This is a genomic window from Kribbella koreensis, assembly GCF_039525325.1.
Classification (GTDB): domain Bacteria; phylum Actinomycetota; class Actinomycetes; order Propionibacteriales; family Kribbellaceae; genus Kribbella; species Kribbella koreensis.
In genome coordinates this window covers 257926-276121 of the sequence record NZ_BAAAHK010000002.1, presented here as the reverse complement: position 1 = coordinate 276121, position 18196 = coordinate 257926, and the positions used below count along the sequence as shown (strand labels likewise).

Sequence of the window (18196 nt, the reverse complement as noted above, 5' to 3'; positions counted from 1 at the left end):
GAATACCACGATGCCGCATCGGCAATCCTGGTACAAGGTACTTCTTGTACCAGGATAAAGACGCTCTGGTACCACCCTGAGAACCCAGCGACGCTCGACCCATGACCGAAACAGCCCAATCCCCCACTGCCCACGGCGCAGCCAACCCAACCGCCGCGGGCGGGGCGGGGGTGGCAGCCGCTCCTCCCACCCCGCGGACCGGCCGGGCCTCTGTGCTTTCCGGGGCCGGGTTGCTTGCCTTGCTGCTCTGCGCCGCCCTGCCGATCCTCGACTTCTTCATCGTCAACGTGGCCTTGCCCTCGATGGGTCGGGAGCTCCGGGCCGGGCCGGCCCTGCTGGAGTTGGTGGTGGCCGGCTATGGCGTCGCCTTCGCCGTACTGCTGGTGCTTGGTGGGCGGCTTGGCGACACCTTCGGGCGACGCCGGTTGCTGCTGATCGCGATGACCGCCTTCACCCTCAGCTCGATCGCCTGCGGTTTGGCACCCAATGCAGCCGTGCTCGTCGGGGCCCGCATCCTGCAGGGCGCATCGGCCGCGCTCCTCAACCCACAGGTCCTCGCGACACTGCACGCGACCACCTCCGGCGACCGGCGCAACCGCGCTCTCAGCCTGTACGGCGCGATGGCCGGCCTCGCGATGGTGGCCGGTCAGATCCTCGGCGGCCTGCTCGTCGCCGCCGACATCGGTGGAGCCGGCTGGCGGGCCGTCTTCCTCGTCAACGGTCCCGTCGGCGTGATCGCGTTCATCCTCGCCTGGCGCACGGTCCCCGCGACCCGCTCCGATCGTCCAGCTCCGGTCGACCTCGCCGGTACCGCCCTCCTCGCGATCACCCTGACCGCCCTCCTCGTACCACTCAGCGAAGGCCGAGCGGCAGGCTGGCCGCTCTGGTCCTGGCTCTGCCTGGCCGCCTGCCCGATCGCCGCCGTCGCCCTGCTCTTCGTCGAGCGCCGGCAAGAACACGCCGGCCGACTTCCCCTGCTCCCACCGAGTTTGTTCGGCTTCGGCGGAGTACGGCTCGGCCTCGGACTCATCGTGCCGTTCTCGATCAACTTCGGCGGCTTCATGTTCGTGATGGCGATCGCTCTGCAGCAGGGTCTGCGCTTCGGCCCGGTCCAGGCCGGTCTCACCCTGGCGCCGCTCGCGGTCACCCACCTGCTCGCGTCGCTCGTCAGCCCGCGCCTGATCGGCCGCTTCGGCAGCCGGGTCATCCAGGTGGCCGCGTCCATCCACCTGATCGCCTTGGTCGTCCTCGGTGTCACCGTCCTGCGCGGCTGGCCGGACCTGACCGCGCTCGACTTCGCTCCCGCGCTCGCCTTGTGGGGAGTCGCCTCGGGTTCGCAGATCCCGGTGTTCTTCCGGATCGTGCTGGCCGATCTCCCCGCCGACCGGGCCGGCATCGGCAGCGGCGTACTGGTCACCTTCCAGCAAGCCTCCTTCGCCCTCGGCGCTGCCGTGATCGGGACGCTCTTCCTGTCGCTGGAGACAGCACAGGGCGACCCGGGCAAAGCGCTGGCCGAAACCGTCGCCGCCCTGGCCGCCCTGGTCCTGCTGACCTTGACGCTCAGCACCCGCCTGCCGAGGCGGCTGTGATCAGACCGCCTGCCACAGCGAGAGCGCGAAGCGTTCCTCGGAGTCTGTCCACCAGGCGCCGTTGGTGAAGCCGGCCTTGTCGAGTTCGGCCTCGACGCCGTGGCGGTGGAACTTGGCGGAGACCTCGGTGCTGAGTTCCTCGCCTTCGGCGAAGTCGACCTCGAGGCCGATCTCCGGGATCAGGACCTTCATCGCCCGGTCGGCGCGCAGATGCATCTCGATCCACTCGTTCTCCGGGTCCCAGATCGCGCGGTGGCTGAAGGAGTCCACGTCGAAGTCCGCACCGAGTTGGCGGTTCAGCACCCGCAGTACGTTCCGGTTGAACTCGGCGGTCACCCCGGCGCTGTCGTCGTACGCCGCGACGAGGGTGGCCGGGTCCTTCACGAGATCGGTGCCGAGCAGCAGCCACTCCCCTGGCTCGAGCACGTCGCGGATGGACTTGTAGAAGTCGGCGCGCTCGTCCGGCAGCAGGTTGCCGATCGTGCCGCCGAGGAACGCGACCACGCGCGGCGCCTCGCCGGGAAGCTTGTCGAGGTGCTCGGTGAAGTCGCCGACCACGCCGTGCACGGTGAGGCTCGGGTAGTCGGTGTTGATCGCGGCGGCGGCCTCGCGCAGGGCCGATTCCGAGACGTCGAGTGGTACGAACGTCGTCAGCGTGCCGTGGTCGCGCAGGCCGTCGAGCAGCAGCCGCGTCTTCTCCGACGAGCCCGAGCCGAGCTCGACCAGCGTGTGCGCGCCGGTGAGCTCGGCGATCTCGCCGGAACGGGCGTCGAGGATCTCCCGCTCCGCGCGGGTCGGGTAGTACTCCGGCAGCCTGGTGATCTCCTCGAACAGCTCGCTGCCGCGCGCGTCATAGAACCACTTCGGCGCAAGCCATTTCGGCTCAGCCGTCAGACCGTTGCGGGCATCCTCCCGCAGGGCGCGGGCGGCATAGTCCGCAGTGAGGTGGATATCGATTGAAGTCCCCTGTCCGGGGCGGTGGGGTGGGCTCAGATGTGACACTGTCGTCCTTCCAGCAAGGGGGTGACGGCTAGCGTGCTTTTGGTTGCCAGTAGCAATGAATGGTCGGGGATCTCTTCCCAGCCTTCGGTGGTCCAGGGCTCGGAGCTGACCGCAACGGAGTCGGTGGTACGGCGGACCCAGAGCGAATGCGTCCAGGTGGTGGCGACGATCTGCTCCCCATCGGTGAGCAGAAGATTGAGCCTGCTGTCGGGTGCCGCCGCAGCAACATCCCGTACTACGGAAGCCACCGCCTCAGGCGCCCCCAAATGCAAGCGGTCTTGCACAAGAGCCCACAGCAACGCCGAGTCCATCGGCGCATCGAGCGTCAACAACTCAGACACCGGCAAGGCTTCCGCCAACTTGGACACCGCCCCCGGCCAACCGCTGATCAGCCCGTTATGACTGAACAACCACTGGTCCTTGGTGTACGGCGCCACGGCGATCTCCGTGAGCGGCGCCCCCACGGTCCCATTCCGCACTGCCGCCAGCACCGCCCCCGAGCTGACCGATCCCGCCAACCCCGGCAACGACTCATCAGCCCAGATCGGCACACTCCGCCGATACCGCACAGGCAGGCGGCCAACGGACGCACCGGCCGATCGGGCCGAGCCGGTATCGTCGTCGGGGTACCAGCCGATGCCGAAGCCGTCGGCATTGACGGAGCCGCCGCCACGCATGTCCGCCGGAGCCCAACTCTGCCGATACAGAGAGTGCGGCGGTTCCAGCACAAGTGAGGCGAGGGAGACGGGCGGGCCGAGGTACGCCAGGTGGCGGCACATCAGCAACCACCCCAGCGAGGGCGCCTGCTGCGCCGCCTACGGTGTTCGGCGATCACCGGGGCAGCTCCTCCGGGGTTGGGGTTCTGGCGCAGCGGAAGCCGGCGAAGATCTGGCGGCGGATGGGGTAGTCCCAGTTGCGGAAGGTGCCGCGGGCGACGATCTCGTCGGTGCCGAAGGAGCCGCCGCGCAGCATCTTGTAGTCGTTGCCGAAGAAGACCAGCGAGTACTCGTCGTACGGGAACGCGCGGAAACCCGGGTACGGCTTGAAGTCGCTGCTCGTCCACTCCCAGACATCGCCGATCAACTGCTCGACCCCCAGCGGCGACGCACCCGCCGGGTAGGCGCCGATCGGAGCGGGACGCAAGTGCCGCTGACCCAAGTTCGCGTGTTGCGGACCGGGGCTCTCATCACCCCACGGGAAGCGTCGCGTCCGCCCGGTCGCCGGGTCGAAGCGGGCAGCGAACTCCCACTCCTCCTCGGTCGGCAGCCGCTTGCCGGCCCACTTCGCGTACGCCTCCGCCTCGTAGAAGCAGACGTGCATCACCGGCTCGTCGAGCGGCAGCAACTCCCGATGCCCGAACCGCGTCCGCACCCAGTGGCCGTCCTCGCGCTCCCAGAACCGCGGCGCGACCAGCGACGCCTTCTGCACATGCGCCCAGCCGGCCTCCGACCACCACTGCGGATCCTGATACCCACCACCAGTGACGAACTTGAGGTAGTCGCCATTGCTCACCGGCGCCGTGTCGATCACGTACGGATCGACGTGCACCGCATGCGCCGGCCGCTCGTTGTCGAGCGCCCACGGCTCGATCGAAGTACCCATCTCGAAGACACCACCCGGTACGAGCACCTCGGCCTTGGCCAGCCGTCGACCGGGCGGCGGCGCCGGCGCATCGAGCACCGGAGCACCGGTCCGCAACTGATGCGTGGCGAGCATCGTCTCGTCGTGCTGCTGCTCGTGCTGCACGATCATGCCGAACGCGAACCCGTTGTCGACCAACTCGCGGTCGCCACCGAACTTCACGTGATCCAGCACGTCGAGCACCTTGTCGCGCACCTCGACGACGTACTGCCGGGTCTCCGTCGGGCTGAGCAGCGGCAGCGACGGCCGGTCGGCCCGGGCGTGCATGAACGCGTCGTACAGCTCGTCGATGTCCTGCCGGACCGGGTCGCGGCCGCCGACGTCGCGGACCAGCCAGAGCTCTTCCTGGTTGCCGATGTGCGCGTAGTCCCAGACCAGCGGCGACATCAGCTTCGAGTGCTGCCGGATCAGGTCGTCCGTATCGACCGCGTCGGTCAGCTGGACGGTCCGGTCGCGCGAGCGCTCGAGCTGCTCGGCGACGAACGACCGCAGCCCCTCGGCGGTCAGATCTGACAACTGGTGGTTCATGAAGCTCGCCTTCTCTGGGTGTCGTCGACGATGTAGTGCAGTCGCTCGCCGGCCTCGGTGATCAGGTCGTGATCGACTCCGGTCCGGCTCAGATTGGTGGTGGCCAGGTCGACCAGATCGCGCGCGGCCTGCAGTACAGGCTTGTCGTGCAGACCTTCCCGTGCCGCGGGGAACCAGCGACCGGCCGCCGGCGCAGCAGCAGCCAGTGCCTGGTCGGTGACAGCCGGGTCGGACATCAGCGCGGACAACAGCAGGGTCGGCGTGATCCAGCCGTCGCCGTCCTGAGCATCGAGGTAGCGGACCTCCAAGTAGCCTCGCGGCCGCACCGGCGGGAAGAGCGTGGACAGGTGATATTCCAAGTCCCCATACGTCGGCCTGTCTGCCAGCGGATCACCAGTCCCGGCGCCGCTCGCCAGGCCGGTGCCGTCCAGGGCACCGTCGGCCCATGCTCCGAATGTGAGCCCTGCCGGTGCGTCCCAGCTGTCTCCCCGTCTCAGACAGAGGACCGGTGCTTCCATCGCAGTGCGGGCCCAGGCCTCGGCGGGGTCGCCGTCGAGGGACGGGGGCTCCGTGAAGGGGGCGCAGGTGCCGAAGGTTGCCTCGGTGCGGGCGGAGGCCCAGCCGGTGTCGCTGCCTTCGCGGTGGCGCGAGTTGGCGAAGAGGGCGACCAAGGCCGGCCCGAAGTCGTGGAGTGCTCGCCAGCGCAGTGCGGTCTGGTCCGCTTCGCCTGCGTCGAGGCAGACCTGCAGACCGGCCGAGCTGCACATCATCCGGGGACCATGCGGGCCGAGCTGTGCGAAGGCTCGCTCCATCGCGGCGTACCGCGGAACGGTCAGGATGCGGCGGGGTGGGCGGAAGGCGTCGAGGCCGTGCCGTCCAGGCACGAGGCCTTGGGTGGCGAGCAGTTGCGTGAGCTGCGCGGCGTCGGCCGTCGTGTCGTCGATCAGCCTGGGGATGGAGTCCGAGGCCTGGCCGGAGATCTCCACCTGGCCACCCGGCTCGACGGTGACCAGAGAACCCCGGCCGAGTGGCAGCTGCGGGCTGTCCGGGACCAGGGTCGGGGGCGCGTGCACGCCCAGGGCGGTGCTGAGTCGAGCGGCGTCGAGAGGTCGATGCGGATCATCCGCGTGATGCACCGTCCACTCCAGCTCGACGCCGTGCAGCTGTGGAGGACCATGCTTGAAACACACCATCGCGACATAACCCTCTGCCTCCACGCGGGAGCCGATCGGGGTGGTCGCCGGAAACTCGCCGGGCGCGGTCACGTCAGCGAACCTAACCGCGCCCCTGGGCGCGTTCAACCGATAGTGGGTTACCCCTCGATGACGTGGCAGCCGGGGCCGGAACCGTCCAACACTGTGTCGAATTCATGATCGACATCGTGCCTGCGGCCACCGACAATATTCGCGCGCACGGCAAGCACCCTTTTGTAGCGCTTCGGTCGTCCCCGCCGGTACGCCGTGACGAGCCACCGCGGTCCGTTGCGCTCAGAGCGAAACCCCCTGCGTGCTGAGCGGTATCCGGACGGGTAGGAAGGGTGCATGCAGACCTATGACGTGGTCGTGATCGGGGCCGGCGCGATGGGGTCGGCTGCGGCTCGTGCACTCGCGGTGGCCGGGCGTGAGGTGCTGGTGCTGGAGCAGTACGAGCTCGGGCACGACCGGGGTGGGTCGCACGGTGGTACCAGGCTGTTCCGGTTGGCGATCGACGATGAGGGCGAGCTGTTGCGGGCGGCAAGGTCCCGGGAGCTCTGGCACGAACTGGAGAGCGCTACCGGCGTACAGATGCTGGACCTCGTCGGGGGTGTGGACCATGGCATGTCCGAGGCGCAGGTGTCGGAGTCTGCCTCGCTGCTTGGGCGGCATGGGGTGGAGCACGAGGTGCTGACGGCCGAGGCCGCTGGTGAGCGGTGGCCGGGGATGCGGTTCGACGGGTCTGTGCTGTACCAACCGGGGTCGGGGCGGGCGTTGGCTGCGCAGGCGTTGGGGGCGATTCGGGAGTCGGCGGTGGCGTTGGGGGTTGAGTTCCGGGGTGGGTGCGCGGCTCACGTAGTACGGGTTGTCGGGGATGGGGTTGAGGTTGAGACAGAGGCCGGCGTCGTACGGGCTGGGCAGGTGGTGGTGACGGCTGGGGCCTGGACTGATCGGCTGCTGGCTGGGGTGCTCGAGGTGCCGGCGATCGCGGTGTCGCAGGAGCAGCCGCGGTTCTTCGCTGCACGGGACGAGTCGGCCGAGTGGCCGGTGTTCGTGCATCGGCGGGAGGAGACTCCGGCGTACGGGGTGTTCGAGGAGGGACGCGGGGTGAAGGTCGGGCTGCATGCGACCGGGCCGGTGATCTCACTTGACCAGCGCGACTTCCAGGTGGAGCCGACGCGGGATGCGGCGCTGGTCGAGTATGTGCGGGAGTGGTTTCCGGGCGTGGATGTTGCGCGGTCGGAGGCGATCAGCTGCCTCTACGACAACACAGTGCGCGGGGACTTCGTCATCGACCGGCGCGGACCGATCAGCGTGGCGGCCGGCTTCCACGGCGAGGGCTTCAAGTTCGTACCGCTGGTCGCCCGCTACCTGACCGACCTGGTGACCGGCGCCGGATCCGTGCCTGCTGTTTTCAGCCTCTGACCCGCGGGCATCCGCCGCAGGGGTTGACGTTGGGAAGCGCGTAGACGAAGCAGCACGAAGTACGCACCTTCTGCTCCAGATCAATCCTGAATGCCTCGGCTGCCGTAGCCGCCTGCACCGCTTCCTCCGGCAGCCGAAGAGCCGCCCGCAGCTCATCCTCGACCGCACCACGCTTCTGCCGGGAACTCATCTTCACGCCGGGCCGGTAGCTATCCGTGAACGCCCGAGTGTGCTCCTCAACCTGCCGAGCCGCCTCCTCGATGGACACCACACGCTCCGACAGCAAGGCGACTTCCATCGGATAGTGCGCCGTCGGATGCTTGCGAAAAGCAAGCGCCTCAGCCGACACGTCCGGCGAAACCCCGGTCAACGCGGTCGAGATCCCCGCCACGATCGCCGGCACCGACACGTACCACATCAACACGAACATCGCCGCGACCTGCACCGGCGGCTCGATCCCGTACTCCCGCCCATAATCATCCAGCAGATCCTGCCGCCACCCCAACGTAGGATCCCCACCCGCCAACTGCTCTTCAAGCACCTCAGCACACGAAATCCACTCAGGCCCAGGCACCGCCCCCGCCGCCCGAACAGCCAGCCAGGAAACCTCCCCATCCAGCTTGCCCGCGAGCCGCCCCACGGTGTAATCCACACCCCCACCCTACGTTCCACCCCCGGGTAGGGTCGGCGCATGGGACTGGAGCGTTGGCATGTGGGGCCGTGGACGGCGCGGGGGTCGGTTCTGGGGGAGCCATTTGAGGCTGGGGTGAAGCGGACGCCGGATGAGTTGAACTTCGACGTCGTTGGGCTCTCGCGGATTCTTGGGCGGCGGCAGGCTACTGCTGAGGAGATGTTGATGCGGCGGTGTCAGGGGTTGTTGCGGCCTACTGATCCGCGGGTTTGTGGGGTGCAGACGATCGAGGACGCGGAGGTTGCTCGGCAGTTGGCGGAGTTGGCTGAGGTGGCGTTCGGGTGGATTGCGGAGCAAGCGCCGGAGGGGTACGAGTTCGTTCGTACTGATGCTGTTGAGTTGCGGCCGGTGATGGACCTGGCGGCTGAGGTGGTTGCTGTGGAGGCGGTGGTGCAGGCGGCCGTTGAGCGCGGGGACGCGTTGCCGGCGGATCGGCTCGCGGCTTCTCAGGTACGCCGGTCGCGCACGGGCGACTGGTACGCCGGTGACGCAGTCTGCAACTGGTCGGGCCCCTACCCGACCGCCGAGCAAGCCGCCGACGCGGTGCGGGCCGCCCGGGTCGAGTTCGTCAACCAGCTGGCCGAAGCGGGCCACGATGACCTTGCAGCCACCGCGACCCGCTGGCCCGAAGTCGTCACGCAACAGCCCTGAGGCTTGCTACGCAACGGACCCGAGTTCCACGCCACAGGCACTGGAGTCGCTAGGCCGCCGTCCGGAAGCCGTGCTTCAGGCCCAACCTCTTCAGCGAGTCCATCCCAGGGATGCCGTCGGCGTCCTTGCCGGTGAAGCCCAGTTTGCGTTGGAACTGTGCATAGGCCTTGATCGTGACCGTGCCGAACGAACCGTCCTTGGCGAAGGCCGGCGACAGCAGGCCCTCAGCCACCAACGCGGCCTCCACGACCCGGACCTCCGCCGGGAACGAGGTCGCACCGTCGGGACCCGGTGCGTCCTTCTTCGCAGCAGCGACCACGCGAGCCAGCGACACCGTCGGTACGCCGGGCCGCAGAGCGCTCCCGCGCCCGACCGCCTTGTAGTCCGGACGCCCGAACCCACGGATCATCGTCGCCCCACCGGTCCAGCGCCGGCTGTGCCGGAACACCCCGACGCCGGTCCTGCTGCCGTCCAGGTTGGTGTTGCCCTCGATCGTCTTGACGAAGTCCCCCTCGACCCGCTCGACGAAGAAGACGTGCGCGATCCGGCCCAGATCCTTGTCGAACAGGAAGCCGACATCACCCGCCCGCGGGCTGTTGAACAGCTTGCCGGCGTTCTTGAAGCCGGCCTGCATCGACGGGGTGAACGCGGTGTCCGTCCCCGCCACCAGCGGCACCTTGTTGATCTTCCAGCCCGCGACCAGGAACGTCGCGCACCAGGCCTGGCCGTTCGCGTGACCCGCCTTGGCCGCGTACGGGTTCTTGTTGGAACCGAGCGGCTTCTCCATCGTGCGCACCTGCGCCGCTGCCCAGGTGAGCAGCTCCCGCACCGTGCCGCTCATGAGTCGGACTCCAGCGTCGCACCGTCCACCAGGTCCTCGTCGTACTGCGGCAGCCGGGTCTGCACGACCTGGTCCTGCGCGCCGTCCTCCGGTAGCGGGTAGTTGCCCGTCTCCACCGGATTCTCCTTGTCAGGCATCCTCTTCTCCCCCTTGAAATCTGGAGGCCGGCCCGTCTCGAACCGGCCCTACCCAACAGATTCCACGAGGGTCTTCAGAAACCCTTAAAGTGCCCAGCTCGCGACGAAATAGCCGACGCCGTACGGCGCGGCGTTGTACCCGAGCCGGCCGCGCAGACCAGGAGCCGCACCGGCCAGTACCTGCCAAGGGGCCCGGCCCGCGGCGTGGAGTTCGGTCGCGAGATCGGGGTCGAGCGCGGCCAGCGTCTCCGCGTCGGCCAATTCCAGTGCGGCGGCAACCGTACTGTCGAAGATTTCCGCGCGTGGGTGGAGATGTACCGGGGCGTGATCGCTGCGTCGCGCAGAGCCATCACCCATCACCAGCAAGGCGATCCGTTCGTTGCCATGGGCAAGCTCTTGACCGAGCGCGAGGCAAGAGGCCGGAGCTTCAGCGGCGGCCACGGTGATCGAGGTCCGCGGCAGGTCCGCCGCCTTGCTCTGCTCGACGAGCCAGGTGCCGACAGCAAGGGACAGGGGCAGTACCGGCGTACCGGCGCTGGAACCGGAGGCCGAGCGCGGGCCGCCGACGGTTACCTCGGGAGCCCCATACGGACCGAAGCTGCCGAGGGCGGACGCGTCGTACCGCGTGCCAGTCAAAGGCCCCGTGCCGACGATCACCAGCGCGTCCGCATCGGCGAGCCGGTCGACGGCGGCGAAGCACGCGGCGCGGAGTGGATCGAGTTCGAAGGCTGCCCCGGAGGCGAGTTCGGGGATCAGCAGAGGTGGATGCGGGCAGACCGCGGCCGCGACGACAGGCACCCTCAGTTCCTTCCGTACCGCAGGAAGAGGTAACCGTCATCCCCGTTGAGCACATGCAAAGGCGTCAACTGATGGACCTGCGTCGAGGCGATCCCGTCCGTGATCCGCCGCGCCCCCGGCCCGGCCAGCAACGGCGACACCGTCAGACACATCTCGTCCACCAGACCCGCCGAAGTCAGCGCCCCCAGCAGATGCGGCCCACCCTCACACAAGATCTGCGGCAACCCGCGCGAGACCAGGGCATCGACCGCCTTGGTCAGATCAACCACGTCATCCCCACAGACCAGTACGTCGGCAACCTCCGCCAACGCCTTGCGCTGATCCGCCGGCGACGACTCGCAGGTGATCACGATCGGCCGCACCGGCGCCTCGGTGAAGACAGAGCTCCCAGCGCTCAGATCAAGCCGCGCCGAAACAACCGCCAGCACCGGATTCTCCGGCAACCCTTGCAAGGCACGCCACTCCCGCCGCGCCTTGCCCAACTTCAAACCGTTGTACTGCTCAGCCCGCAGCGTCCCAGCCCCAACCAGCACGACATCCGCCAACTGACGCAGCAGCCCGAGCACATTCTGGTCGTCCTTCGACGACAACCCACCGGACAGCCCGTCCAGCGTCACCGCCCCGTCGATGCTCGTCACGAAGTTGGCCCGAAGCCGACGCGCCGAGCGGTCCGGTACGGCGTACGCGGCGATCAACTCCTCGCCGGTCAGCTCCTTGCCCTCGGCAGACCAGCGATGCATCAAACCAGGCTCCTTCTCGTGTACGCGGGCTGTTTCGTCCGCTGCAGAACGGCGATCAGGTCGAGCGCCTGCCGGATCCCGGCGACGTCGTGCACCCGGAAGACCCGGGCACCTAACCAAGCCATCACACTGACCGCCGCCATCGTCGCCGGCCCCCTCCGCCCGGACGGCAGATCGAGGCTCTCACCGAGGAAGTCCTTGTTCGACGGCGCGACGAGCACCGGCCAGCCGGTCGCGGCCAGCTCGTCGACCCGGCGCGTCACCTCCAGCGAGTGCCAGGTGTTCTTGCCGAAGTCGTGGGTCGGATCGATCACGATCGCGTCCCGCCGTACGCCGGCCGCGACCGCGCGCTCGGCGAGAGCGGTCGTCGTCCGGATGACGTCGGCGACCACGTCGTCGTACGCCATCCGATGCGGATCGGTCCGCGGCGCGAGCCCTCCGACGTGACTGCAGACGAGCCCTGCGCCGACCTCGGCGGCCGCCCCGGCGAGCTCGGGATCGGAACCCGACCACGTGTCGTTGATGAGGTTCGCGCCCGCTTCGCCGACCCGCCGGGCGACTCCACTGCGGTACGTGTCCACGCTGATGATCAGTTCGGGGTGCCGCGCCCGGACCTCGGCCACGAAGTCGACCGTCCGGCGGAGCTCCTCGGTCTCGCTGACGTGCTCGCCGTACCCGGCCTTGACCCCGCCGACGTCGACCACGTCGGCTCCGTCCGCGACGGCCCGGTCGATCGCCTCGAGCGCCGCCTCGGTCGCATAGGTCGCGCCGCCGTCGAAGAACGAGTCCGGCGTCCGGTTCAGGATCGCCATCACGGCGAACTCCCCCGGCCCGAAACTCCGCCCGCCGAGCCGGAGCACCCCATCGCCGACCCTGTCCTCGGCCCCGTCCACGGCGCCGTGCCCGGTCCCGCCGTCAGCCTCGTCGTCAGCCACGGGGCGACTCTATCCATTGCATTTTCTTGAGCAGGTGAATTAAATGGGTCAACCAGTGCACTCTGACCCACATATCCTATAGGATCTACGGGACAGATCGGATCACTGCCAGAAACGGGTCTCTGCATGCCGCGCTTCTCCGAGGTCGAGACGTACGACGTCCGCTTCCCCACGTCGCTGGACCTGGACGGCTCCGACGCGATGAACGCCGACCCGGACTACTCCGCGGCGTACCTGATCATCCGCACCGACGCCGGCGACGGGCTGGAAGGCCACGGCTTCGCCTTCACGATCGGCCGCGGCAACGACGTCCAGACCGCCGCGATCGAGGCGCTCCGCGACCACGTCGTCGGGCTCGACGTCGACGCGACGCTCAGCGACCTCGGCGGATTCTGGAAGTCGCTGGTGCACGACTCACAACTGCGCTGGCTGGGTCCCGAGAAGGGCGTCATGCACATGGCGATCGGCGCGGTCGTCAACGCGGTCTGGGACCTGGCCGCGAAGCGGGCCGGCGTACCGCTGTGGAAGCTGTTGTCGGATCTCTCCCCCGAGCAGATCGTCGATCTGGTCGACTTCCGCTACCTCACCGACGCACTCACCCGCGACGAGGCGCTGGAGATCCTGTACGCCGCTCAGCCCGGCCGCGCCGAGCGGGAAGCGCTCCTGCGCGAGCAGGGCTACCCGGCGTACACGACCACGCCCGGCTGGCTCGGGTACGACGACGCCAAGCTGGTCCGGCTCTGCCGCGAGGCCGTCGCCGAGGGGTTCAGCCAGATCAAGCTCAAGGTCGGCGCGAACCTCGAGGACGACATCCGCCGGATGCGGCTGGCCCGGGAGACGGTCGGCCCGGACATCCGGATCGCGATCGACGCGAACCAGCGCTGGGACGTCGGCGACGCGATCGGCTGGATCGAGGCGCTGAAGCCGTTCGACGTGTGGTGGGTCGAGGAGCCGACCAGCCCGGACGACATCCTCGGGCACGCCGCGATCGCCCGCGCCGTCGCGCCGGTCCGGGTGGCGACCGGCGAGCACGTGCAGAACCGGGTCGTGTTCAAGCAGTTGCTGCAGGCGGAGTCGCTGTCGTTCGTCCAGATCGACTCGGCCCGGGTGGCCGGCGTCAACGAGAACATTGCCATCTTGCTGCTGGCGGCGAAGTTCGGCGTACCGGTGTGCCCGCACGCGGGTGGGGTAGGACTGTGTGAGCTGGTGCAGCACCTGTCGATGTTCGATCTGGTCGCGGTCAGCGGCAGTACCGAGAACCGGGTGATCGAGTTCGTCGACCATCTGCACGAACACTTCCTGGAGCCCGTGGTGATCAAGGACGGGAACTACGTCGCGCCGCTGCGGCCGGGGTTCAGCGCCGAGATGGACGCGAAGACGCTGGACGACTACCGCTATCCGGCTGGCAAGATCTGGACCGAGCTGACAAAGGAGAGCGATCAGTGACCGATTTCGCCGGCCTGAAGGCCGTGGTGACCGGAGGAGCGTCGGGGATCGGGCTGGCGGCGGCCTCGCTGCTTGCCGCCCGGGGCGCCGAGGTGATCGTCTTCGACCTGAAGCCGGACGTGCCCGCGCCGCTGAGGGGGATCGCCGCCGATGTGAGCGACGACGCCTCGGTCCGGGACGCGGTGTCGGCCGCCGCGTTGCAGCTCGGCGGGATCGACATCCTGATCAACAACGCCGGGATCGGCGCCCAGGGGACGGTCGCGGGCAACGACGACGACGAGTGGCATCGGGTGCTTGACGTGAACGTCGTCGGGATCGCTCGGGTCACTCGCGCGACACTGCCATATCTGCGGCGGTCGTCGGCCGCGGCGATCGTCAATACGTGCTCGATCGCGGCGACGGCGGGGCTGCCCAACCGCGCGTTGTACAGCGCGAGCAAGGGCGCCGTACTGGCGTTGACGATGGCGATGGCAGCGGATCATGTGCGCGAGGGGATCCGCGTCAACTGCGTCAATCCTGGTACTGCGGATACGCCTTGGGTCGGGCGGTTGCTGGATGTGGCGACCGATCCTGCCGCGGAGCGTGCTGCCCTGGAAGCCCGGCAACCGATGGGCCGCCTGGTGACGGCCTCGGAGGTCGCTGCCGCCATTGCTTACCTGGCCAGTCCCTTGGCCGGCTCGACCACCGGTACTGCGCTCGCCGTCGACGGCGGCATGCAAAACCTCCGCCTCCCGGCCGCTCCCGCCCCGACCTCGGCTCCTCGGTCATGAAGCTCTTTGCGGACGACAACCGGATCGGGCTGGGTGGCGCGCCTCTCGCCGGCCTCTTCTCCCCTGTCGCCGACGCCGAAGCGGTCGCCACCGTCCAAGCTGCCTGGGACGAGGGCTGGCGGTACTTCGACACCGCCCCGCACTACGGCCTCGGGCTGGCCGAGGAACGCCTCGGCGCCGGGCTCGCGGGCAAGCCGCGTTCGGAGTACGTGCTCTCCTCGAAGGTCGGCCGCATCATCTACGAAGCCGACACCCCCGCACCGGACGACGAAGGCTTCGCCGTCGTCTCCAACCGACGCCGCCGCTGGGACTTCACCCGCGACGGCGTCCTCCAGAGCATCGAGGACTCGCTGCGCCGCCTCGACGTCGACCGCCTCGATGTCGTCTTCGTCCACGACCCCGACGACCACTACGACGAGGCCGTCGCGACGGCGTTCCCGACGCTGATCGAACTGCGCGACCAGGGCGTGATCGGCGCCATCGGCTCAGGCATGAACCAGACCGCGATGCTCACCCGCTTCGTCGAGTCGGTCGACATCGACGTCATCATGCTCGCCGGCCGCTACACCCTGCTCGACCCCGACGGCCTCGACGACGTCCTCCCCGCCTGCCTCGCGAACGATGTCCAGGTCGTTGCCGTAGGCATCTTCAACTCCGGCCTCCTGTCCCAGCCGCGCCCCGCCCCCGACGCCACCTTCAACTACGCGCCGGCCCCACCCGCCTTGCTCGAGAAGGCGAACAAGCTCGCCGACGTCTGCGAGTCCCACGGGGTCACCCTCCCCGCCGTCGCCCTCAAGTTCCCGCTGGCCCACCCGGCCGTCGCCGGCATCGCCGTCGGGTGCCGCACGGCCGACGAGGTCCACGCAAACGCGGCCCTTGCGCGTACCGAAGTACCGGCCGAGGTCTGGTCCGACCTCAAGTCGGGGGGCCTCCTGCGCGAGGATGCGCCGACTCCGGGGTAGGAGCGACGCCCAGCCCATCAATAGGTCGAGGTCGGTCGGGCCCCAGCCCCCACTCGAGCGCGCGCCGGCCTGCCGCGCCGAGCCTTTGATGGGCTGGCGGTCGGCCCACTCGCTATCGTTTCGCCCCTGAGGCACTTGACCTGGGGAGGAAGCACCGTGGGGTTCTTCGGCACGTACCTGTACGCCGGCGACCAATGGACCGAGCACGATCCGGACCAGCCGGTCAACGAGCCCGGCCCCTGGCTCCGGATCAACATCCACGACAGCGACTTCACGATCGTCACGTACAGCCCGGAGTACGAGGGCACCGGCGTCGCCTACCTGGGATATACCCCACGCATGTACTTCGAATCCGAGGACGACTCCCGCACCAACCCCGCCCAGGAAGCCGCCGCCCTCACCACCTGGTGGACCAACCACACGCCGACCGCGGACCCGACCACCGCGGACTCCAAACGCGCCGAACTCCTCCCCTACCTGGCCGAAGACAAAGACACCTTCGACGAGGACGAGGACGAGGAAGACGACGAAGACCTCCCCGATGCGGAGATCTACGTCGAGGTCAAGACCGCCGACTTCCTCACCTCCCTGAACCTCCCCCTCCCACCCGCCCTCGAGCAGCTGCTCGCATGACCAGCCATCGAACCCGCGGTGGTCGTTGGAATGGCTGAGCTGGTGCTGGAGACCTGGCCGGTTGGGGAGTTGGGGACGGAGCGGCTGGTACTTCGGGAGGCGCGGGAACTCGATCGGGACGGGCTGCTCGGGTTGTTGTCCTCGGTGGAGGCGTACAGCTTGAAGCGGCGGGATGAGGAGTGGCCGGGAGCGATGGGCGGGGCGCTCGACATCGGCTACCTGCTGCTGCCGGAGCACTGGGGCAAGGGCTATGCGCAGGAGGCGGTTGGCGCTGTGTTGCGTTGGCTGCCGGGCGTCGTACCGGACGAGACGGTTGTCGCGACCACTCAGTCGGCCAACGCGGCTTCGCTGCGGCTGCTTGGGAAGTTGGGGTTTGCCGAGGTGGAGCGGTTCGAGGAGTTCGGCGCCGAACAGGTTTTGTGCGTCGCCGAACTGCCTCGGTAAAAGCTAGAGCGGGTCGATCTCGGTCAGTTCGTTGTGGTCGAGGTGGAGCCAGCGGGTGATGCCGATCTCCCGGAGGAAAGGGAGGTCGTGGCTGGCGATGACCAGGGCGCCGTTGTAGGAGGCCAGGGCGTCTTGGAGCTGGGCGACGCTGGCCAGGTCGAGGTTGTTGGTCGGCTCGTCGAGCATCAGGAGTTGGGGTGGAGGCTCGGCGAGTAGCAGCGCGGCGAGGGTTGCCCGGAAGCGTTCGCCGCCGGAGAGGGTGCTGACCGGTTGGTCGGCGGCCCGGCCGCGGAAGAGGAAGCGGGCCAGGCGCGAGCGGCGGTATTGGTTCTCCGTGCTCGGAGCCAGCAGGGCCAGGTTTTCCACTACGGACAAGGAATCCTGGAGCAGGTCCAGGCGCTGGGGTAGAAGGCGCCACGGGACCAGCGGCTTGTCGTCGGCGGCGATGGCGTGGAGGAGCGTGCTCTTGCCTGCGCCGTTCGGGCCGGTGAGGGCGATGCGTTCGGGGCCGCGGATCTCCAGGTCGGCATGCAGTCCGGTACGGAGTACATAATCTTCCAGCCGTACTACGATCCGCCCGGCCGGCACAGTGGTCTTCGGCAGGTCGACGCGGATCGTGTCGTCGTCGTGGACCTTCTCCTCCGCCTCCGCCAGCGCGCTGGCCGCCGTGTCGAGCCGATCGCTGTGCATGCCGATGTGCTTGGCCGCCGACACCTGCGCGTTGCGTTTCAGGTTCCCCGCGACGATCTTCGGGATGCCGCCCTGCTCGAAGGCACGCTGACCCGCCGCTCGCCGGCGGTCCATCTTCATCCGCGCCTCGGCCAGCTCGCGCTTCTGCTTCTTCAGGTCGGATTCGGCCGCGCGGACCATCCGCTCGGCCGCCTCCTGCTCCGCCGCGACAGCTTCCTCGTACGCCGTGAGGTTGCCGCCGTACCAGGTCAGCTCGCCCTTGCGCAGATCCCCGATCTGGTCGACGCGATCGAGCAGCTCCCGGTCGTGGCTGACGATCAGCAACGCACCACGGAAGGCGTCGACCGCGTCGTACAGGTGTTTGCGGGCGCGCAGGTCGAGGTTGTTGGTGGGCTCGTCGAGCAGCAGTACGTCGGGACGCTTGAGCAACTCGGCGGCCAGCCCGAGCAGGATCGTCTCGCCGCCGGACAGCTCGCCGACGCTGCGGTCGAGGGTGATCGCGCCGAGCCCGAGCTTGCCGAGCATCGCGTCGGCGCGCTCCTCCACGTCCCAGCCGTCGCCGACGATCGCGAAGTTCTGCTCGGACGCGTCGCCGGCCTCGATCGCGGTGATCGCGGCCCGGATCGCGTCGATGCCGAGCGCCTGGTCGACGCGCAGCGTGGTGTCGAGGGTGAGGTCCTGCGGCAGGTACCCGAGCTCGCCGCTGACCCGGATCGCGCCGCGTTGCGGCGTGAGGCGTCCGGCGATCAGCCGCAGCAGGGTGGACTTGCCGGCGCCGTTGCGCCCGACCAGCCCGGACCGCACGGGTCCCGCCACGAAGGTCAGCCCGTCGAACAGCACGCCGCCGTCCGGCCAGGCGAAGGAGAGGTCAGTACAGGTCAAAGAGAAAGACATGGGGTGCTCCGAGATCTCGAACGAGACCGCCCACCGATCGGTGGCGATCAACCGCTACTGAAGAGAGATCTCAGTTCGACAACCCGAACCCCTGACGCCGGCAATGTGACACCGACAAGCGTAGGCGCTCCCCCGCCCGCGCTTCAACTCCATTTCCGATCGGTTGCTCCAAGCAACAGATCGACC

The 18196-nt window shown here is 68.6% G+C and carries 19 protein-coding genes; 8 read left to right on the top strand and 11 right to left on the bottom strand.

Annotated features, from left to right (window positions below; translation table 11 throughout):
- Positions 1-101 precede the first annotated feature (101 nt).
- The gene (locus ABD116_RS03520) at positions 102-1589 is read left to right on the top strand and encodes an MFS transporter (protein WP_343964710.1); all 1488 of its coding nucleotides are present in this window, start codon (positions 102-104) and stop codon (positions 1587-1589) included.
- On the opposite strand, the gene egtD is transcribed toward ABD116_RS03520, so the two are convergent.
- From egtD to ABD116_RS03500, 4 genes are read right to left on the bottom strand one after another with little or no spacing between them, the layout of a single operon-like run.
- Positions 1590-2591 (bottom strand): L-histidine N(alpha)-methyltransferase, encoded by a 1002-nt coding sequence (gene egtD, locus ABD116_RS03515; protein WP_425552048.1) that lies wholly within the window; start codon positions 2589-2591, stop codon positions 1590-1592.
- Positions 2579-3370 carry an ergothioneine biosynthesis protein EgtC gene (egtC, locus tag ABD116_RS03510; protein WP_343964708.1) on the bottom strand — a complete coding sequence of 264 codons (792 nt, stop codon included), beginning with the start codon at positions 3368-3370 and terminating at the stop codon, positions 2579-2581. Before egtC ends, egtD begins: the two co-directional genes overlap by 13 nt.
- 52 nt (positions 3371-3422) lie before the next feature.
- Complete coding sequence (egtB, locus tag ABD116_RS03505; RefSeq protein WP_343964706.1) at positions 3423-4760, bottom strand: ergothioneine biosynthesis protein EgtB; 1338 nt, start codon at positions 4758-4760, stop codon at positions 3423-3425.
- On the bottom strand, positions 4757-6025 hold the full coding sequence (locus ABD116_RS03500) for a glutamate-cysteine ligase family protein (protein ID WP_343964705.1): 1269 nt from the start codon (positions 6023-6025) through the stop codon (positions 4757-4759). The genes egtB and ABD116_RS03500 overlap by 4 nt, the downstream gene beginning before the upstream one ends.
- Positions 6026-6301: 276 nt before the next feature.
- Here ABD116_RS03500 and ABD116_RS03495 point away from each other — a divergent pair, with 276 nt between their 5' ends.
- Entirely contained in the window at positions 6302-7378 is a 1077-nt protein-coding gene (locus ABD116_RS03495; protein ID WP_343964704.1) for an FAD-dependent oxidoreductase, read from the top strand.
- Here the strand turns inward: ABD116_RS03495 and ABD116_RS03490 are convergent.
- The gene (locus tag ABD116_RS03490) at positions 7368-8030 is read right to left on the bottom strand and encodes a (2Fe-2S)-binding protein (RefSeq protein WP_343964702.1); all 663 of its coding nucleotides are present in this window, start codon (positions 8028-8030) and stop codon (positions 7368-7370) included. The genes ABD116_RS03495 and ABD116_RS03490 overlap by 11 nt on opposite strands.
- Before the next feature lie 39 nt (positions 8031-8069).
- On the opposite strand from ABD116_RS03490, the gene ABD116_RS03485 reads away from it, so the two are divergent.
- Positions 8070-8720 (top strand): hypothetical protein, encoded by a 651-nt coding sequence (locus ABD116_RS03485; RefSeq protein ID WP_343964700.1) that lies wholly within the window; start codon positions 8070-8072, stop codon positions 8718-8720.
- Positions 8721-8769: 49 nt separating this feature from the next.
- Here the strand turns inward: ABD116_RS03485 and ABD116_RS03480 are convergent, their stop codons facing one another.
- The 5 genes from ABD116_RS03480 to folP form a co-directional block, all read right to left on the bottom strand.
- Positions 8770-9561 (bottom strand): hypothetical protein, encoded by a 792-nt coding sequence (locus ABD116_RS03480; RefSeq protein ID WP_343964698.1) that lies wholly within the window; start codon positions 9559-9561, stop codon positions 8770-8772.
- Positions 9558-9698, bottom strand: coding sequence for a hypothetical protein (locus ABD116_RS03475; protein ID WP_343964696.1), 141 nt, complete (start codon positions 9696-9698; stop codon positions 9558-9560). Before ABD116_RS03475 ends, ABD116_RS03480 begins: the two co-directional genes overlap by 4 nt.
- Positions 9699-9782: 84 nt before the next feature.
- Positions 9783-10496 carry a class III extradiol dioxygenase subunit B-like domain-containing protein gene (locus tag ABD116_RS03470; RefSeq protein ID WP_343964694.1) on the bottom strand — a complete coding sequence of 238 codons (714 nt, stop codon included), beginning with the start codon at positions 10494-10496 and terminating at the stop codon, positions 9783-9785.
- Between the two features lie 2 nt (positions 10497-10498).
- Positions 10499-11236 (bottom strand): pyrimidine reductase family protein, encoded by a 738-nt coding sequence (locus ABD116_RS03465; protein WP_343964692.1) that lies wholly within the window; start codon positions 11234-11236, stop codon positions 10499-10501.
- Positions 11236-12171, bottom strand: coding sequence for a dihydropteroate synthase (gene folP, locus ABD116_RS03460; protein ID WP_425552047.1), 936 nt, complete (start codon positions 12169-12171; stop codon positions 11236-11238). The genes ABD116_RS03465 and folP overlap by 1 nt, the downstream gene beginning before the upstream one ends.
- Before the next feature lie 126 nt (positions 12172-12297).
- Here folP and ABD116_RS03455 point away from each other — a divergent pair, with 126 nt between their 5' ends.
- The 5 genes from ABD116_RS03455 (at position 12298) to ABD116_RS03435 (ending at position 16426) form a co-directional block, all read left to right on the top strand.
- Positions 12298-13617 carry an L-fuconate dehydratase gene (locus ABD116_RS03455; protein ID WP_343964690.1) on the top strand — a complete coding sequence of 440 codons (1320 nt, stop codon included), beginning with the start codon at positions 12298-12300 and terminating at the stop codon, positions 13615-13617.
- Positions 13614-14387, top strand: a complete 774-nt coding sequence (locus tag ABD116_RS03450; protein ID WP_343964688.1) for an SDR family NAD(P)-dependent oxidoreductase — start codon at positions 13614-13616, stop codon at positions 14385-14387. The genes ABD116_RS03455 and ABD116_RS03450 overlap by 4 nt, the downstream gene beginning before the upstream one ends.
- On the top strand, positions 14384-15349 hold the full coding sequence (locus tag ABD116_RS03445; protein ID WP_343964686.1) for an aldo/keto reductase: 966 nt from the start codon (positions 14384-14386) through the stop codon (positions 15347-15349). The genes ABD116_RS03450 and ABD116_RS03445 overlap by 4 nt, the downstream gene beginning before the upstream one ends.
- Positions 15350-15505: 156 nt before the next feature.
- Complete coding sequence (locus ABD116_RS03440; RefSeq protein WP_343964684.1) at positions 15506-15982, top strand: hypothetical protein; 477 nt, start codon at positions 15506-15508, stop codon at positions 15980-15982.
- Positions 15983-16012: 30 nt separating this feature from the next.
- Entirely contained in the window at positions 16013-16426 is a 414-nt protein-coding gene (locus ABD116_RS03435; RefSeq protein WP_343964682.1) for a GNAT family N-acetyltransferase, read from the top strand.
- A 3-nt stretch (positions 16427-16429) separates the two neighbouring features.
- Here the strand turns inward: ABD116_RS03435 and ABD116_RS03430 are convergent, their stop codons facing one another.
- A complete protein-coding gene (locus ABD116_RS03430) occupies positions 16430-18010 on the bottom strand; it encodes an ABC-F family ATP-binding cassette domain-containing protein (protein ID WP_343964680.1) in 1581 nt (526 codons plus the stop codon).
- Positions 18011-18196: the final 186 nt, after the last annotated feature.